The sequence below is a fragment of the Aeribacillus sp. SP014 genome, from assembly GCF_054055575.1.
The window spans coordinates 3,039,410-3,053,435 of record NZ_JBSRXI010000001.1 but is presented as its reverse complement, the minus strand read 5'-3'; the positions used below and the strand labels follow the sequence as shown (position 1 = coordinate 3,053,435).

General features: G+C 39.7%; 17 protein-coding genes and 2 other annotated features. Of the genes, 13 read left to right on the top strand and 4 right to left on the bottom strand.

The window, feature by feature from the left end:
- Positions 1-804, top strand: a complete 804-nt coding sequence (gene coaW, locus ACVIJU_RS14940; protein WP_144597650.1) for a type II pantothenate kinase — start codon at positions 1-3, stop codon at positions 802-804.
- 20 nt (positions 805-824) lie between these two features.
- Here coaW and ACVIJU_RS14935 read toward each other — a convergent pair whose 3' ends face one another.
- Positions 825-1,004 (bottom strand): H-type small acid-soluble spore protein, encoded by a 180-nt coding sequence (locus ACVIJU_RS14935; protein ID WP_094246321.1) that lies wholly within the window; start codon positions 1,002-1,004, stop codon positions 825-827.
- Between the two features lie 179 nt (positions 1,005-1,183).
- Positions 1,184-1,314 (top strand) — a sequence feature (ribosomal protein L20 leader region).
- Positions 1,315-1,382: 68 nt separating this feature from the next.
- On the opposite strand from ACVIJU_RS14935, the gene infC reads away from it, so the two are divergent.
- The 4 genes from infC to ACVIJU_RS14915 all read left to right on the top strand — a co-directional run bounded on the left by infC (position 1,383) and on the right by ACVIJU_RS14915 (position 2,854).
- Positions 1,383-1,904, top strand: coding sequence for a translation initiation factor IF-3 (infC, locus tag ACVIJU_RS14930; RefSeq protein WP_222422773.1), 522 nt, complete (start codon positions 1,383-1,385; stop codon positions 1,902-1,904).
- 15 nt (positions 1,905-1,919) lie between these two features.
- Positions 1,920-2,120 carry a 50S ribosomal protein L35 gene (rpmI, locus tag ACVIJU_RS14925; protein WP_063387419.1) on the top strand — a complete coding sequence of 67 codons (201 nt, stop codon included), beginning with the start codon at positions 1,920-1,922 and terminating at the stop codon, positions 2,118-2,120.
- Between the two features lie 34 nt (positions 2,121-2,154).
- Positions 2,155-2,514, top strand: coding sequence for a 50S ribosomal protein L20 (gene rplT, locus ACVIJU_RS14920; protein ID WP_063387420.1), 360 nt, complete (start codon positions 2,155-2,157; stop codon positions 2,512-2,514).
- A gap of 148 nt (positions 2,515-2,662) precedes the next feature.
- On the top strand, positions 2,663-2,854 hold the full coding sequence (locus ACVIJU_RS14915; RefSeq protein ID WP_130156128.1) for a hypothetical protein: 192 nt from the start codon (positions 2,663-2,665) through the stop codon (positions 2,852-2,854).
- A gap of 277 nt (positions 2,855-3,131) precedes the next feature.
- On the opposite strand, the gene ACVIJU_RS14910 is transcribed toward ACVIJU_RS14915, so the two are convergent.
- Positions 3,132-3,542, bottom strand: coding sequence for a hypothetical protein (locus tag ACVIJU_RS14910; RefSeq protein WP_063387422.1), 411 nt, complete (start codon positions 3,540-3,542; stop codon positions 3,132-3,134).
- A 122-nt stretch (positions 3,543-3,664) separates the two neighbouring features.
- On the opposite strand from ACVIJU_RS14910, the gene ACVIJU_RS14905 reads away from it, so the two are divergent.
- Entirely contained in the window at positions 3,665-4,153 is a 489-nt protein-coding gene (locus tag ACVIJU_RS14905) for a dUTP diphosphatase (protein WP_063387423.1), read from the top strand.
- Positions 4,154-4,202: 49 nt separating this feature from the next.
- Positions 4,203-5,288 carry a M42 family metallopeptidase gene (locus tag ACVIJU_RS14900; protein ID WP_063387424.1) on the top strand — a complete coding sequence of 362 codons (1,086 nt, stop codon included), beginning with the start codon at positions 4,203-4,205 and terminating at the stop codon, positions 5,286-5,288.
- Between the two features lie 14 nt (positions 5,289-5,302).
- Here the strand turns inward: ACVIJU_RS14900 and sspI are convergent, their stop codons facing one another.
- Complete coding sequence (gene sspI / locus ACVIJU_RS14895) at positions 5,303-5,527, bottom strand: small acid-soluble spore protein SspI (RefSeq protein ID WP_063387425.1); 225 nt, start codon at positions 5,525-5,527, stop codon at positions 5,303-5,305.
- A 67-nt stretch (positions 5,528-5,594) separates the two neighbouring features.
- Between sspI and ACVIJU_RS14890 the strand changes: the two genes are divergently transcribed.
- The 3 genes from ACVIJU_RS14890 to pheT all read left to right on the top strand — a co-directional run bounded on the left by ACVIJU_RS14890 (position 5,595) and on the right by pheT (position 10,162).
- Positions 5,595-6,377 carry a TrmH family RNA methyltransferase gene (locus ACVIJU_RS14890; protein ID WP_375338756.1) on the top strand — a complete coding sequence of 261 codons (783 nt, stop codon included), beginning with the start codon at positions 5,595-5,597 and terminating at the stop codon, positions 6,375-6,377.
- A 49-nt stretch (positions 6,378-6,426) separates the two neighbouring features.
- Positions 6,427-6,657 (top strand) — a binding site (T-box leader).
- A 44-nt stretch (positions 6,658-6,701) separates the two neighbouring features.
- Positions 6,702-7,736 (top strand): phenylalanine--tRNA ligase subunit alpha, encoded by a 1,035-nt coding sequence (pheS, locus tag ACVIJU_RS14885; RefSeq protein WP_063387428.1) that lies wholly within the window; start codon positions 6,702-6,704, stop codon positions 7,734-7,736.
- Between the two features lie 14 nt (positions 7,737-7,750).
- On the top strand, positions 7,751-10,162 hold the full coding sequence (gene pheT, locus ACVIJU_RS14880) for a phenylalanine--tRNA ligase subunit beta (protein WP_456687717.1): 2,412 nt from the start codon (positions 7,751-7,753) through the stop codon (positions 10,160-10,162).
- Between the two features lie 127 nt (positions 10,163-10,289).
- Here pheT and rnhC read toward each other — a convergent pair whose 3' ends face one another.
- Entirely contained in the window at positions 10,290-11,198 is a 909-nt protein-coding gene (gene rnhC / locus ACVIJU_RS14875; RefSeq protein ID WP_094246316.1) for a ribonuclease HIII, read from the bottom strand.
- Positions 11,199-11,349: 151 nt separating this feature from the next.
- Here rnhC and zapA point away from each other — a divergent pair, with 151 nt between their 5' ends.
- The 3 genes from zapA (at position 11,350) to polX (ending at position 14,003) form a co-directional block, all read left to right on the top strand.
- The gene (gene zapA, locus ACVIJU_RS14870) at positions 11,350-11,607 is read left to right on the top strand and encodes a cell division protein ZapA (protein ID WP_063387431.1); all 258 of its coding nucleotides are present in this window, start codon (positions 11,350-11,352) and stop codon (positions 11,605-11,607) included.
- Between the two features lie 8 nt (positions 11,608-11,615).
- Entirely contained in the window at positions 11,616-12,164 is a 549-nt protein-coding gene (locus ACVIJU_RS14865; protein ID WP_063387432.1) for a CvpA family protein, read from the top strand.
- Between the two features lie 120 nt (positions 12,165-12,284).
- On the top strand, positions 12,285-14,003 hold the full coding sequence (gene polX / locus ACVIJU_RS14860; protein ID WP_063387433.1) for a DNA polymerase/3'-5' exonuclease PolX: 1,719 nt from the start codon (positions 12,285-12,287) through the stop codon (positions 14,001-14,003).
- Positions 14,004-14,026: the final 23 nt, after the last annotated feature.

The following is a 14,026-nucleotide window of genomic DNA, read 5'->3' as shown; positions in this document are numbered from 1 at the left end:
ATGGAAATAGTAGGAATTGATGCAGGGGGAAGTTTATTAAAAATTGCTTATGTTGAACATGGGCGATATCGGTATAAATGGTTTCCAATTGATGAAATGGATCAAGCTCTTTCTTGGATGAAGAGATTGAAGCCGGCTGCCCGCTATAGAATAACAGGAGGCAGAGCTGCAAAAGTAAAAGAAAAATTGACCGGAGCTGATGTGACCTTTATTCCAGAATTTGATTCAGTTTGTATAGGAACAAGAGAGCTTTTAGTAAAAGAAGGAAAGGAGCCAAAGAGCGATTTTTTAATCGTCAGCATCGGAACGGGAACATCTTTTTTCCTTATGAAGGGCGAGCGTTATGAGCGTCTGCTTGGTAGCGGTATCGGCGGCGGTGTTATTTCCGGTTTAAGCCGGCTCATTTTGCAGGAGAGCAATTTTTATCAAATCGTTGATTTGGCGAAAAAAGGTGATCGAAGCCATGTTGATTTGTTGGTAAAAGATTTGTATGGAGAAGAGGCTCCTCCAATTTTAGGAGATTTAACCGCTGCTAATTTTGGCAATCCGGATTTATCGAGAGCACGGAAAAAAGATGCTGCTGCAGCGTTATTTCAATTGATTGGTGAAACGATCGTTCTTTTGGCAAAGCAATGTGCCGAGCTTCATCAAGTGGACACGTGTGTCTATGTTGGAGCTGCAATTTCGCAAAACCCTCCATTACAACAAATCATCCAAAGCTTTGATTCCATGACAGGTCTGCAAAGCATATTTTTATCAAACGGTTCTTTTACCGGAGCATTGGGAGCTATTTTATATCAATAAAGTTTAAAACAATGGAGGAATTATTTTTCTTCAAGCTCAGAAATATTTACAACCGTACGTTCTTTAAACGGACCTCTTACATGAACGGTTGCTGTTTTTCCATCTTCATTTAGCTGATCAATCCAAACGGAAGCTCCGTTATAGAGAACTTCAATATCAGCCGGCGAGGATAAAATTTGTTTTACGCGGTTTGCATCCATTTCGATCACTCCAATAGTTATATGATATATTGATTATCATGTCCACTCCATTCCGATTTATGTATGTTCATTCAAATAGTCTCTTGCATTTTCTGTTTGAATAGTTTAAAATGGTATCGTTTTTGAAGAAATGTTGTTTTGACAAAGCTGCTTTGCCATGATAGAATATTATAGTCAAGGAGAACAAGCAGAAGCACCCGCTTCTCACCTGATTGACGCACATCGTTGCTGTTGACAGGTTTATACATTGGACAAAAAGTTCGTGTATTCAACGTGTGGGTGCAGTGTGCGTCTACGCGTTTTTTATTTGCATAAACGAATGTATAAGCTCTGTCAAGGCGAACGTGCACTTTGTTTATAAAATCTTGGAGGTGGCTCATTATTAGCAAAGACATGTTAGTAAACGAGGGCATCCGCGCTCGTGAAGTTCGACTGGTCGATCAAAACGGTAATCAATTAGGCATTAAATCACGGCAAGAAGCGCTTGATATTGCCGCAAATGCCAATTTGGATCTCGTTCTTGTTGCTCCGAATGCAAAACCGCCGGTTGCTCGCATCATGGATTACGGAAAATACCGCTTCGAGCAGCAAAAGAAAGAAAAAGAGGCGCGTAAAAAGCAGAAAGTTATTAATGTGAAGGAAGTCCGCCTAAGCCCAACAATTGAAGAGCATGACTTTAATACAAAGCTTCGCAATGCTCGGAAATTTTTGGAGAAGGGTGACAAGGTGAAAGCATCGATCCGCTTTAAAGGAAGAGCGATTACCCATAAAGAAATCGGCCAACGAGTTCTAGAAAGATTTTCTGAAGCATGCGCTGACATCAGTTCTGTTGAAACGAAGCCGAAAATGGATGGGCGCAGCATGTTTCTAGTGCTAGCACCGAAAAACGAAAAGAAATAGAAGGAGGATCCTTTTATGCCTAAAATGAAAACTCATCGCGGCTCTGCGAAAAGATTTAAAAAAACTGGGAACGGAAATTTGAAACGGTCTCATGCATTTACTAGTCATTTATTCGCTAACAAAACTCAAAAGCAAAAACGCAAACTTCGCAAACCAGCATTAGTAAGCAAAGGTGACTTTAAACGTATTCATCAAATGCTTGACAATATAAAATAATTTTTAACTTCGATTTTTTAGGAGGGAATGCATTATGGCACGTGTTAAAGGCGGTACAGTGACACGCAGACGCCGCAAAAAAATTATTAAGCTTGCAAAAGGTTATTACGGTTCGAAGCATCGTTTATATAAAGTTGCTAACCAGCAAGTAATGAAATCTTTAATGTATGCATACCGTGACCGTCGCCAAAGAAAACGCGATTTCCGTAAGCTTTGGATTACGAGAATCAATGCTGCTGCGCGCATTCACGGTCTTTCCTACAACCGGTTCATGCACGGTTTAAAGCTTGCTGGCATTGAAGTAAACAGAAAAATGCTTGCTGACTTAGCAGTAAATGATGAAAAAGGATTTGCACAACTCGCCGAAACAGCTAAAGCTGAATTAAATAAGTAATCGAAAAAGCAAGCCACCTATAAACGTACATTGCCCTTTGGGCTGGACATAATTGAACAGCACATTATTGATCCCCTTTAAGTAGACGTGTAAAAAATCTGCGCAATGACTCGCGGATGCTGCACTTCTATTTGGAGGGGATTTTTATATGGCTGAAAAGGTAAACGATTATGGCTTTACGTTTCTCAACAGTGAAAAAAGTCAAAAGTTCAAGGGTTTTTTAGGCCGATGCAAAAAATTTAGGTTCTATACTAAATGTTGGGATCAAGAATATCATCAAAATGAAAAAAGCATTTACGAAGCACTCTGTTTTATAATGAAAGTGACCAAACCCAATTAAAAAGGAGACTTCGAAAAATTATAATCAATTACCGAGCTGTTTTACAAAATTTCATAGAGGAAGAGAAAAGGTAATGGGATAAAAATAGAAATGGAAGCTAACAGCAGCTCCCGCAATGGGAACTGCCTTCAGAATGCTTATTTTCTTTTTAAATCAGAAATGTTGCATAGATTGATCAAAAAAGCGACACCATGATCGTCCAGTCATGAACCGCATAGTCTTTTAACGCTGTCAATTTTGAACGGGAATGTCAAGCTGCTCTTTCTTTTTTGCCGTCTTAAGATAGTGTCGGGAATTCCGATTCGTTCCGATTCAAAAACTCTTTAATTGGACTTTTCCAGTCGATTTTGGCGTAAGGATATGCTTCTTTTATTTTCGATTCTATAAATTGAAAATCTTCTTTTGTAAACCCCCTTAACTTATTTGGAGTAGATGTCCAAATAAAAACGGAGATAACTTCAAAAGAAGTTTCAGTCGTGCCTAAATATTTTTCCCCTTCAAATAAAACTCCTTTATGCGTTAACAAAAAATTTTTGTGGACATTTTCTTTATCATCAAGAAAGAAAAATTTTTTTTGCTCATGAGCCAATTCTAACTTTCGCTTCGGGTTCAATAAATATTTAATGAATGAATAAATTAGGAAAATAATCGCAGCAATTATAAAAAGACGAAGAAGGATGACAATCATTTACTTTAAACCTCCCCGAAGGTCATATTCATACATATACATTACGAAAAAGGAATTGAAGGGGTTTCATTAATGATCACATTTGCTATAATTTTTTTAGATATATTTTAGGGGTTGAGAAAATGGATTTTGAACAGTTATATAAAATGCAAAAAGAATTGGATGAAAAAATTGAAAAGAAACACGGTTTGGAGGAAGAAAGGCTGATCGAGAGAAAAGTTTTAGCCTTGCTTGTCGAAATTGGCGAATTGGCTAATGAAACGCGCTGCTTTAAATTTTGGAGCGTTAAGCCGCCTTCCGACAGAGAGGTTATTTTGGAAGAGTATGTAGACGGCCTTCATTTTTTATTGTCGATCGGCCATGAATTGTATATTGAAAAACTGCCGGAAATGAAAGCAAGAAAAATCGATAAAAGCCTGACCGATCTTTTTTTAAACGTTTATCAAAAAACGGCAAAATTCAGTGAATATTTGTCTGTCCAAGCGTATATCGATTTATTTAACGACTATGTTACACTCGGCTCTGCGCTGGGCTTTTCAGAGGAAGATATTATTTCAGCATACATGGCGAAAAATGAAGTCAATCATGCTAGACAAAATCAAGGATATTAACAATTCCGTTTGGAAAAAATGAAGAATATAAATTAAAGGAGGTTTCAGTGTGGAGAAATGGGATGAAACATTGAAAATGTTAAAAGATTTAACAGACGCGAAAGGCATCGCCGGCAATGAACGGGAAGTCAGAGAAGTAATGAGAGGGTACATAAAAGATTATGCGGATGATATCCAAACGGATGGACTCGGCAGTTTAATTGCCAAAAAAGAAGGAGAATCAGGCGGACCCAAAATTATGATCGCGGGCCATCTTGATGAGGTCGGCTTTATGGTTACGCAAATTGATGATAAAGGGTTCATTCGCTTTCAGCCTGTTGGTGGCTGGTGGAATCAAGTTATGCTCGCACAAAGAGTGACGATTGTCACCCAAAAAGGAGATGTGACCGGCATCATCGGTTCCAAGCCGCCGCATATTTTGCCGGCAGAAGCACGAAAAAAGCCTGTAGAGATCAAAGACATGTTTATTGATATTGGCGCCAGCAGCCGAGAAGAAGCGATGGAATTTGGTGTTCGTCCCGGCGACCAAATTGTGCCTTATTTTGAGTTCACCGTTATGAAAAATGATAAAATCCTTTTGGCGAAAGCTTGGGATAACCGCATCGGTTGTGCAATAGCGATCGAAGTTTTGAAAAAGCTGAAAGGGGTAAACCATCCGAACGTCGTTTACGGTGTAGGAACCGTTCAGGAGGAAGTAGGATTAAGAGGAGCCCGCACATCAGCCCATTATATTGAGCCTGATATTGCTTTCGGCGTAGACGTCGGAATAGCCGGCGACACTCCAGGCATTTCCGAAAAAGAAGCGATGGGAAAAATGGGGAAAGGTCCGCAAATTATTTTATATGATGCTTCTATGGTCTCCCATAAAGGGCTTCGCGATTTTGTCGTAGGGGTCGCTGAAGAATGCGGCATTCCATATCAGTATGATGCTATGCCGGGTGGCGGTACAGACTCCGGATCGATTCATTTAACAGGAAATGGTGTTCCAACGCTTTCCATTACGATTGCAACGCGCTACATTCATACACACGCTGCGATGATTCATCGCGAAGACTTTGAACATACGGTTCAATTATTGACAGAAGTCATTAAACGCCTCGACAAAAAAACGGTTGAAAACATTACGTACAACTAAAAAGCAGGAGCTGGTTATTTCCCAGCTCCAGTCTCTTTTAATCCTTGTTCAAGTGTTTCAACCATTTCCTGCTGATCACGCTGACTTGAATGGTTCCAGATAATTTCAAATAACACGCCTAACCCTGGAAGCATTTTTTCTTCCTTGCTATTGATGGCATCAACGATCGTTTCTCTCAGCTCGTCTTTTGAATTTTGCGATATGTTGGCAATGACTGCATTGCGCAAATCAAAATTCATATCCTTCACCTCGTTTTTCTTCATTCTTCTTTATTTTTTCTTTTGTTTTCTATAATATGTATATGAAATGAACTATCAGTTGAAGGAGACACCATCATTGAAACGGATTGCGTCAACTAAAAATGAAAGAGTAAAAGAATGGAAAAAGCTGCAATCAAGAAAAAAACGGGAAGAGCGCGGGCTGTTTTTAATTGAAGGCTTGCATTTAATCGAGGAAGCTCTCAAATACAAATCAATTGTTCAAGAGTTAATTGTTTTAGACGGAGCGAAGCTGCCAAATCATTTTTTCGAAGGTACTATTCCGACAACGATTGTTTCCAAAGAGGTGTTTTCGCTTCTGTCTGAAACGGATTCCCCGCAAGGTGTCATGGCTGTTTGTAAGCAGCTTAGGTGGGAAATCGATTTGAACGCCAAAAAATGGCTGTTAATAGATGCGGTTCAAGACCCAGGAAATCTCGGTACGATCATTCGTACTGCAGATGCGGCTGGAATGGATGTTGTGATTTTAGGTGACGGGACGGTTGATTTGTACAATAGTAAAACGATCCGGGCGACACAAGGATCAATTTTTCATTTGCCTGTGGTCAATTCGTCATTAAAACAGATTATAAACAAATTGAAGGAAGAGAAAATTCCTGTATTTGGAACTTCAACAAAAAATGCTGTTTTCTATAAAGAGATCCCTCCATCTGAAACATTTGCCCTCCTTGTAGGAAATGAGGGAAATGGGGTCTCAAAAGAGCTGCTGGATATGACGGATCAAAATTTACACATTCCGATTTATGGAAAAGCGGAGTCATTAAATGTTGCCGTTGCTTCAGCTATTTTCATGTACCATCTTCGCAAATAGTGTTGCGCCTTTAATTTCTTTTTTTTATAATTAAAAGCAATTGAATAAAGGAATAACGATGACGGAGAAGAGTAGTTTGCAGGTCGCCATTTAGGGAGAAAATGCCGTAGACTGGAAGCATTTTTATGGTAGAGGCAAACGAATTCACCTCCAGAGTTGACGCCAGGACCATGCGGAAGCATGTAAAGGCGCTCCGGCTGTGCCGTTATGATAATGAAGTGAACAAAGATTCTTTCTTTGTTAATAAGGGTGGTACCGCGAAATTCAACTCGTCCCTTTTTTGGGATGGGTTTTTTTATTTATTTTAAAAAAGGAGGAATTTACATGCAGGAAGAATTAACAAAGCTTCGCGATGAAGCGTTGCAAAAGGTACGGGAAGCAACGGATTTAAAACAATTGCAAAATATTCGCGTTCAATATCTTGGAAAAAAAGGACCGATTACCGAAGTTCTTCGCGGAATGGGAAAGCTTTCGAAAGAAGAACGGCCGAAAATAGGTGCGTTAGCAAATGAAATTCGGGAAGTGATTGCCGGGGAAATAACAAGTAAGCAAGAACAACTCGAAAAAGCAGAAATCGAGAAAAAATTACAGCAAGAAACGATTGACGTTACCCTTCCAGGCAGACCGGTTCGAACAGGAAACCATCATCCTCTCCAAGCGGTCATTGAAGAAATTGAAGATTTGTTTATCGGCATGGGATACACAGTAGAGGAAGGTCCAGAAGTTGAAACAGATTATTACAATTTTGAAGCGCTCAATTTGCCGAAAGGCCATCCGGCAAGGGATATGCAAGATTCCTTTTACATAACTGATGAAATTTTGCTGCGCACACACACATCTCCAGTTCAGGCGAGAACGCTAGAAAAATATAAAGGGAAAGGTCCTGTAAAAATCATTTGTCCAGGGAAAGTATACAGACGTGATACAGATGATGCAACGCACTCCCATCAATTTACGCAAATTGAAGGGCTCGTTGTGGATGAAAACATTCGCATGAGCGATTTAAAAGGAACGCTCGAAGTGTTTGCGAAAAAACTGTTCGGTGAAGACAGGCAAATTCGTCTGCGTCCGAGCTTTTTCCCGTTTACTGAACCGTCGGTGGAAGTCGATGTATCCTGTTTTAAATGCTCCATGAAAGGCTGTCATGTATGCAAAGGAACAGGCTGGATTGAAATTTTAGGAGCAGGGATGGTTCATCCAAACGTTTTGGAAATGGCGGGATTCGATTCGAAAAAATACCGTGGTTTTGCATTTGGAATGGGACCGGAACGGATTGCCATGTTGAAATATGGAATTGATGATATTCGTCATTTTTATACAAACGATGTGCGTTTTTTGAAACAGTTTAAACAAGCTTAAAAGGAGGTTTTCTCATGTTCGTTTCATACAAATGGCTCTCTGAATATGTTGATCTAGACATTTCCCCTGAGGAGCTGGCTGAAAAAATAACGAAGAGCGGCATTGAAGTTGAAAATGTTCAAGCTGTTAATGAAGGAATAAAAGATGTTGTAGTTGGACAGGTGCTTGAAAAAGAACAGCATCCAAATGCAGAAAAATTAAGCAAATGTTTAGTTGACATCGGAGAAGGAGAACCAGTGCAAATTATATGCGGCGCCCAAAACGTTGAAAAAGGTCAAAAAGTGCCGGTAGCCAAAGTTGGTGCGGTTTTGCCGGGCAATTTCAAAATTAAACGGGCAAAGCTGCGCGGTGAAGAATCTAACGGTATGATTTGTTCTTTGCAAGAGCTGGGCATTGAAGGAAAGCTTGTCCCAAAAGAGTTTTCTGACGGCATTTTTGTTTTCCCTAGTGATGCTGAAGTTGGAAAAAATGCGATTGAACAGCTGTTTATGGACGATTATGTACTTGAATTAGGTCTTACACCAAACCGTTCTGACTGTTTAAGCATGATCGGTGTTGCCTATGAAGTTGCAGCAATTTTAAAGAAAGAGGTTCGAAAGCCGGAAGTTCATTATGAGGCTGCCGAAGAAAAAGCAACTGATTATATTACTGTGAATGTTGAAGCAAAAGAAGATAATCCATTCTATGTAGCTAAAATTATTAAAAATGTCAAAATTGCCCCTTCCCCGTTATGGATGCAAATGCGCTTAATAAAAGCCGGAATCAGACCGCATAACAACGTCGTCGATATTACAAACTATTGTTTATTAGAATACGGCCAGCCTCTTCATGCGTTTGACTATGACCGGTTCGGATCAAAGGAAATACTCGTTCGCCGCGCACATGACGGAGAGACGATCGTGACCCTTGATGATCAAGAACGAAAGCTTACAAGCGATCACCTTGTGATCACAAATGGCAAAGTACCTGTTGCATTAGCTGGTGTAATGGGAGGGGCCGATTCTGAAGTAAGAGACGATACGACGACCGTTTTGCTTGAGGCCGCCTATTTTAAAGGCAGTGTTGTCCGAAAAGCGTCGAAGGATTTCGGACTTAGAAGTGAAGCGAGCTTGAGATTTGAAAAGGGAGTTGACCCGAACAGGGTAAAAGCTGCAGCAGAGCGGGCAGCACAATTGATCGCAAAATACGCCTCCGGAACTGTTTTAGAAGGTGAAGCAGAATTTCATGATTTTTCAATCGAGAAAAAAGTGATCACCATTTCCGCTGAGAAAATTAACAACGTTTTAGGGACAAACATTGCAGTAGATGAAATAAAAGAAATTTTTGACCGCTTGCAATTTGAAACCGTTGAAGAAAACGGTCTTTTTACAGTAACCGTTCCGACAAGAAGAGGCGATATTGCGATAGAAGAAGATTTAATTGAAGAAGTAGCCCGCCTTTACGGATATGACTATATTCCGTCAACATTGCCTGAAGGATCTTCAACATCCGGAGCATTAACAGACTATCAATTGAAAAGAAGAAAAGTGCGAAGATTTTTGGAAGGCGCCGGGCTTTATCAAGCGATCACATATTCATTAACGAGCAAAGAAAAGGCGGGACAATTTACGCTGGAGACGTCAAGCTTTACTCAATTAGCATTGCCGATGAGTGAAGAGCGGAGTGTTTTGCGTTTAAGCCTGCTTCCTCATTTGCTTGAGTCTGTAAAATATAATAAAGCGCGGCAAATCGATGATATTCATCTTTATGAAATTAGTTCTGTTTTCATTTCGGACGATGCTTTAGAAAAGCCTTTGGAAAAAGAACGTTTATCAGGCGTCATGACGGGTCACTACGTTTATCACCCATGGCAAGGGGAAAAAACAAAAGTTGATTTTTATGTTGTGAAAGGAATTTTAGACGGTTTATTTGATCTGCTTGGACTGTTGGATGAAATTGAGTATAAACAGGCAAAACGTGAAGGGCTGCATCCCGGCAGAACGGCAGATATTTATTTAAACGGATCATTCATCGGATTTGTCGGCGAATTAAATCCGGAAGTTGAAAAAGAGTATGATTTAGATGAAACATATGTTTTTGAGCTGAAGCTAGCCGATCTCATTCAATATGAAGCTAAGCCAGTCATATATACGCCGATTCCAAGGTTCCCATCCATTACAAGGGATATCGCCTTAGTCGTTGATCAGCATGTGCATGCTGGCGAGCTTCAAGAAACGATCCGGGAAGCGGGCGGAAAACTGTTAAAAGAGATTTCCATTTTCGATGTGTATGAAGGAGAACGTTTGGGAGCAGGGAAAAAATCGATCGCATTTTCACTCCGCTACTACGATCCTGAACGAACATTGACGGATGAGGAAGCAGCAAAAGCTCATGAAAAAGTAATTAAGGCGGTAGAGGAAAAATTTTCAGCAGTTCTTCGCAGCTAACGCAGGACGATAAATCCCTAAAATAATTCCAGCTAACAAATGAAGGTGCAGATAGCACCTTCATTTTTATTGAAATCATAAATTGGTCCTGCTAACCTCAGAAAATAAGATTTCCGGATTCGTCATTTCAATTCAATAGATTCAAAGCTTTTTCGGTGTTGGCAAAATGAAGCTTTGCCATTTTGCCAAGTGTGTTTTTCCCTTTTTCCTTTATTAATTTGGCAGCAGCTTCATCAACAGTATGGCTGGCTCCTTTTGGCAAATAAAATCCGGCTGCGTTGGATAAGCTGTTTAATTCTTTTAAAAAAGCATATCTTGCGATAATGGATGCTGCAGCGACAGATATGTGTATATGCTCCGCCTTCGGTTTAAAGATGGTTATGTCTTTAAACGGAACATCCCGGTCTTTAAGATATTGAAAGTAAACATTCGGCTCTGCAAACTGATCGATCAACACAGCTTCTGGTTTATCAGGAGAAATTTTCTTGAGTAAATGATGGATCGCTTGATTATGAAGGATAGCTTTCAATTTCCCTTGGTTCATTCCAGATTTTTGCAATTGATTGTATTTTTCATTGCGCAAAATTAAGAGGCTGTACGGAACTGTCTCTATTAAAGTGTTGGCGATTGAAAAAACTTGTTTGTCTGTCAAAGCCTTTGAATCTTTTACTCCAAGCTGCTGAACCAGTTTTCTTTTTTCTTTAGGGACAAATACTGCAGCAACCGTGATCGGTCCAAAATAATCCCCCGTTCCTGCTTCATCAGAGCCGATGACTGACATCTGTTGAAGCTGTTGAAGCTCATCCTCTGTTTGAGAAGGGGCTGTTTTTGCTGTTTTTTCCCATCTGTTTGCTTCCTGCTGAGCGGCAGATCCTTGAAAAAGCACTTTTCCCGACTTGTAAGCAGTGATCGTACAGTTTGTCAATTTGGCAGAAAAGACGGCACCTGGAGGGGTTCTGTCTATAATGAAAGGATTATAAAAATCTTTCAAAGTTTGAATTCCCCCATGATCAACTTTTATGACGATATTGGACAATAAAAAACGCCTCGCTTTCCTAAAATGGATGCTATATTATTGTACCCTTTCTTTTGTTCTTCTTTCCATCTTTTCGACAAACATGTTATGATTATGATTAGGATTTTGAATCATTTTGCGATATTTTTTCATAGAGGATGGAGGATTCGCTTTGTCTGATCAACCTAAAAATAAAGCGACTGTTTATATATATGGACAGCAGTATTCGATTGTTGGAAATGAGAGCGTAAATCATATGAAGCTTGTCGCTTCAATTGTTGACGAAAAAATGCGGGAAATCAGTCAAAAAAACCCATCTCTAGATTTAAACAAGCTGGCAGTACTAACTGCGGTTAATGCTGTTCATGATTATCTCAAATTAAAGGAGAAATTTGAAGAACTAGAAAAGCAACTTCAAGAAAAGGATTGAAATTTAAAATGCTTGACTTGATCATTTTATTTTTCTTAGTATTCGGATTGCTCACTGGCCTTAAAAGGGGATTTATTCTCCAAGTAGTTTATTTATCAAGTGTTATAGTGTCTTTCATAATTGCCAGAACATATTTTGACGATCTTGCTCCTAAACTGGAATTATGGGTACCGTATCCAAATATAGGAGATTCAAATGCTGCTCTATCTATATTGACAGGGGGCCATTTGGAGGAAGCTTACTATCGCGGAGTTGCATTCGTGCTTTTGTTTATCGGATCAAAAATAGCGCTTCACATCATCGGATCTATGTTTGATTTTGTTGCGATGCTTCCAATACTTAAGCAAATCAACCGCTTGCTGGGTGCGGTTTTAGGTTTTGCGGAAACTTACCTCATTTTATTCATTCTGCTTTTTTTGGCAGCGCTCATTCCAGCCGAGCAAATTCAAAATCTTATCGATAAATCGCTGCTGGCTGATTTAATTGTCAATCATACCCCTGTCTTATCTGATAAAATTCACGATCTTTGGATCGGCTATTTCGGTAAAGGAAGCTAGACGTAAAGGGACGATGGAAACATCTTTATTTAGACCCCCATCGTCCTTCTCTGTTTCTATTAAATAGTTCAATAGCAGGTGATTTTTATATTGTTTAAGATTCAAGAGGTGACGTAAAACATGACGGTTCACAAAAAGGATGTTGTCAGCCTGTTAAAGAAAATTGCGGTATATATGGAGTTAAAAGGCGAAAACCCTTTTAAAATCTCCGCGTTTTATAAAGCTGCCAATGCCCTTGAAAGGGATGCGAGAAGCCTATCAGACATCCACGATTTTACTTTAATCAGTGGGATTGGGAAAGGAACGAGTGCAGTCATCGAAGAATTCATAAAAACCGGCGAGTCAAAAACGCTGCAAACCTTGCAAAAGGAAGTTCCTGAAGGGTTAATCCCTCTTCTTCAATTGCCAGGGCTGGGCGGAAAGAAGATTGCAAAATTGTACAAGGATTTAGGTGTTGTGGACATCGATTCTTTAAAAAAAGCCTGTGAAGAACATAAAGTGCAAAGTTTACAAGGTTTTGGAAAAGTAACGGAAGAAAAAATATTGGCTGCGATCGATGAAATGAATAAAAAACCGGGCCGACTGCCTCTTGCTTATATGCTGCCGATTGCAGAAAAAATAGAGAAATTTTTAGAAAAAGGACAAGGAAACGGAATAGTTCGCTTTTCTCGCGCAGGAAGCTTAAGAAGAATGAAAGAAACGATAAAAGACCTTGACTTTATTATTGCGGCGGAAAATAAAGGAGCTGTGCGAGATTACATTTTAACAATGCCGAATATTACTGAAATCATTGCGAAAGGCGATACGAAAATATCGATTGAACTTAAGTTTGATGTCAAGGTTCAGGTCGATTTTCGCATCGTGCACCCAAAGGAATTCATTTCGGCTTTGCACCATTTTACAGGCTCAAAAGAGCATAATGTAAAAATGCGCCAGCTAGCGAAGGAAAGAGGAGAAAAAATAAGCGAATACGGCGTAGAAATTATAGAAACCGGAAAAGTGCTCACATTTGAGTCAGAAAAAGAGCTGTATGCACACTTTCAGCTTCCCTACATTCCGCCAGAGGTTCGGGAAGATGGGGAGGAAGTGGAAAAATACAAAGGAAATCTTATTTCGCTCGAGGAAATAAAGGGAGATCTCCATATGCATTCAACATGGAGCGACGGCGCTCATTCAATCAAGGAAATGGCTGAGGCTGCTAAAAGAAAAGGCTACAAGTACATCGCGATTACAGATCACTCGCAATTTTTAAAAGTAGCCAACGGCTTGACTCCTGAGCAGCTGAAAGAACAAAAAGAAGAAATTGACATGTTGAATGAACAATATTCTGATTTTACGATTTTCAGAGGAATCGAGATGGATATTTTGCCGGACGGTACACTTGATTATGACGACGATTGTCTAAAAGAGCTAGATATAGTTATTGCATCGATCCATTCGAACTTTTCCCAGCCGCAGAGTGTAATTATGAAAAGGCTGAAAGCAGCCCTATATAATTACCATGTTGATATTATCGCTCATCCGACTGGAAGGTTAATTGGGCGAAGAGAAGGATACGATGTTGATATAGAAATGCTTTTAGAACTTGCAAAGGAAACAGATACTATTTTAGAATTGAACGCAAATCCGAACAGGCTTGACTTATGTGTAGAACATTTGAAGAAAGCGAAGGAATACGGTGTAAAGGTTGTGATTAATACAGATGCCCACAGCATAAACATGCTAGAACATATGGAGATAGGGGTTGCGTATGCGCGAAAAGCTTTCATTCAGCCGGATGACGTTGTGAATACGTGGGATGTTGAACAATTAAAGCAATTTTTAAAAAGGAAAGACTGACCATTCAACTGTCAGGAGGTTTT

Excerpts from the sequence above, each read along its gene's own strand:
- ACVIJU_RS14890 (WP_375338756.1), top strand. The coding sequence starts at position 5,595 with ATGAACTATCAGTTGAAGGAGACACCATCATTGAAACGGATTGCGTCA.
- rplT (WP_063387420.1), top strand. The coding sequence starts at position 2,155 with ATGGCACGTGTTAAAGGCGGTACAGTGACACGCAGACGCCGCAAAAAA.
- ACVIJU_RS14915 (WP_130156128.1), top strand. The coding sequence starts at position 2,663 with ATGGCTGAAAAGGTAAACGATTATGGCTTTACGTTTCTCAACAGTGAA.
- sspI (WP_063387425.1), bottom strand. The coding sequence starts at position 5,527 with ATGAATTTTGATTTGCGCAATGCAGTCATTGCCAACATATCGCAAAAT.
- coaW (WP_144597650.1), top strand. The coding sequence starts at position 1 with ATGGAAATAGTAGGAATTGATGCAGGGGGAAGTTTATTAAAAATTGCT.
- polX (WP_063387433.1), top strand. The coding sequence starts at position 12,285 with ATGACGGTTCACAAAAAGGATGTTGTCAGCCTGTTAAAGAAAATTGCG.
- pheS (WP_063387428.1), top strand. The coding sequence starts at position 6,702 with ATGCAGGAAGAATTAACAAAGCTTCGCGATGAAGCGTTGCAAAAGGTA.
- pheT (WP_456687717.1), top strand. The coding sequence starts at position 7,751 with ATGTTCGTTTCATACAAATGGCTCTCTGAATATGTTGATCTAGACATT.
- ACVIJU_RS14865 (WP_063387432.1), top strand. The coding sequence starts at position 11,616 with ATGCTTGACTTGATCATTTTATTTTTCTTAGTATTCGGATTGCTCACT.
- ACVIJU_RS14905 (WP_063387423.1), top strand. The coding sequence starts at position 3,665 with ATGGATTTTGAACAGTTATATAAAATGCAAAAAGAATTGGATGAAAAA.
- rpmI (WP_063387419.1), top strand. The coding sequence starts at position 1,920 with ATGCCTAAAATGAAAACTCATCGCGGCTCTGCGAAAAGATTTAAAAAA.
- ACVIJU_RS14935 (WP_094246321.1), bottom strand. The coding sequence starts at position 1,004 with ATGGATGCAAACCGCGTAAAACAAATTTTATCCTCGCCGGCTGATATT.
- ACVIJU_RS14910 (WP_063387422.1), bottom strand. The coding sequence starts at position 3,542 with ATGATTGTCATCCTTCTTCGTCTTTTTATAATTGCTGCGATTATTTTC.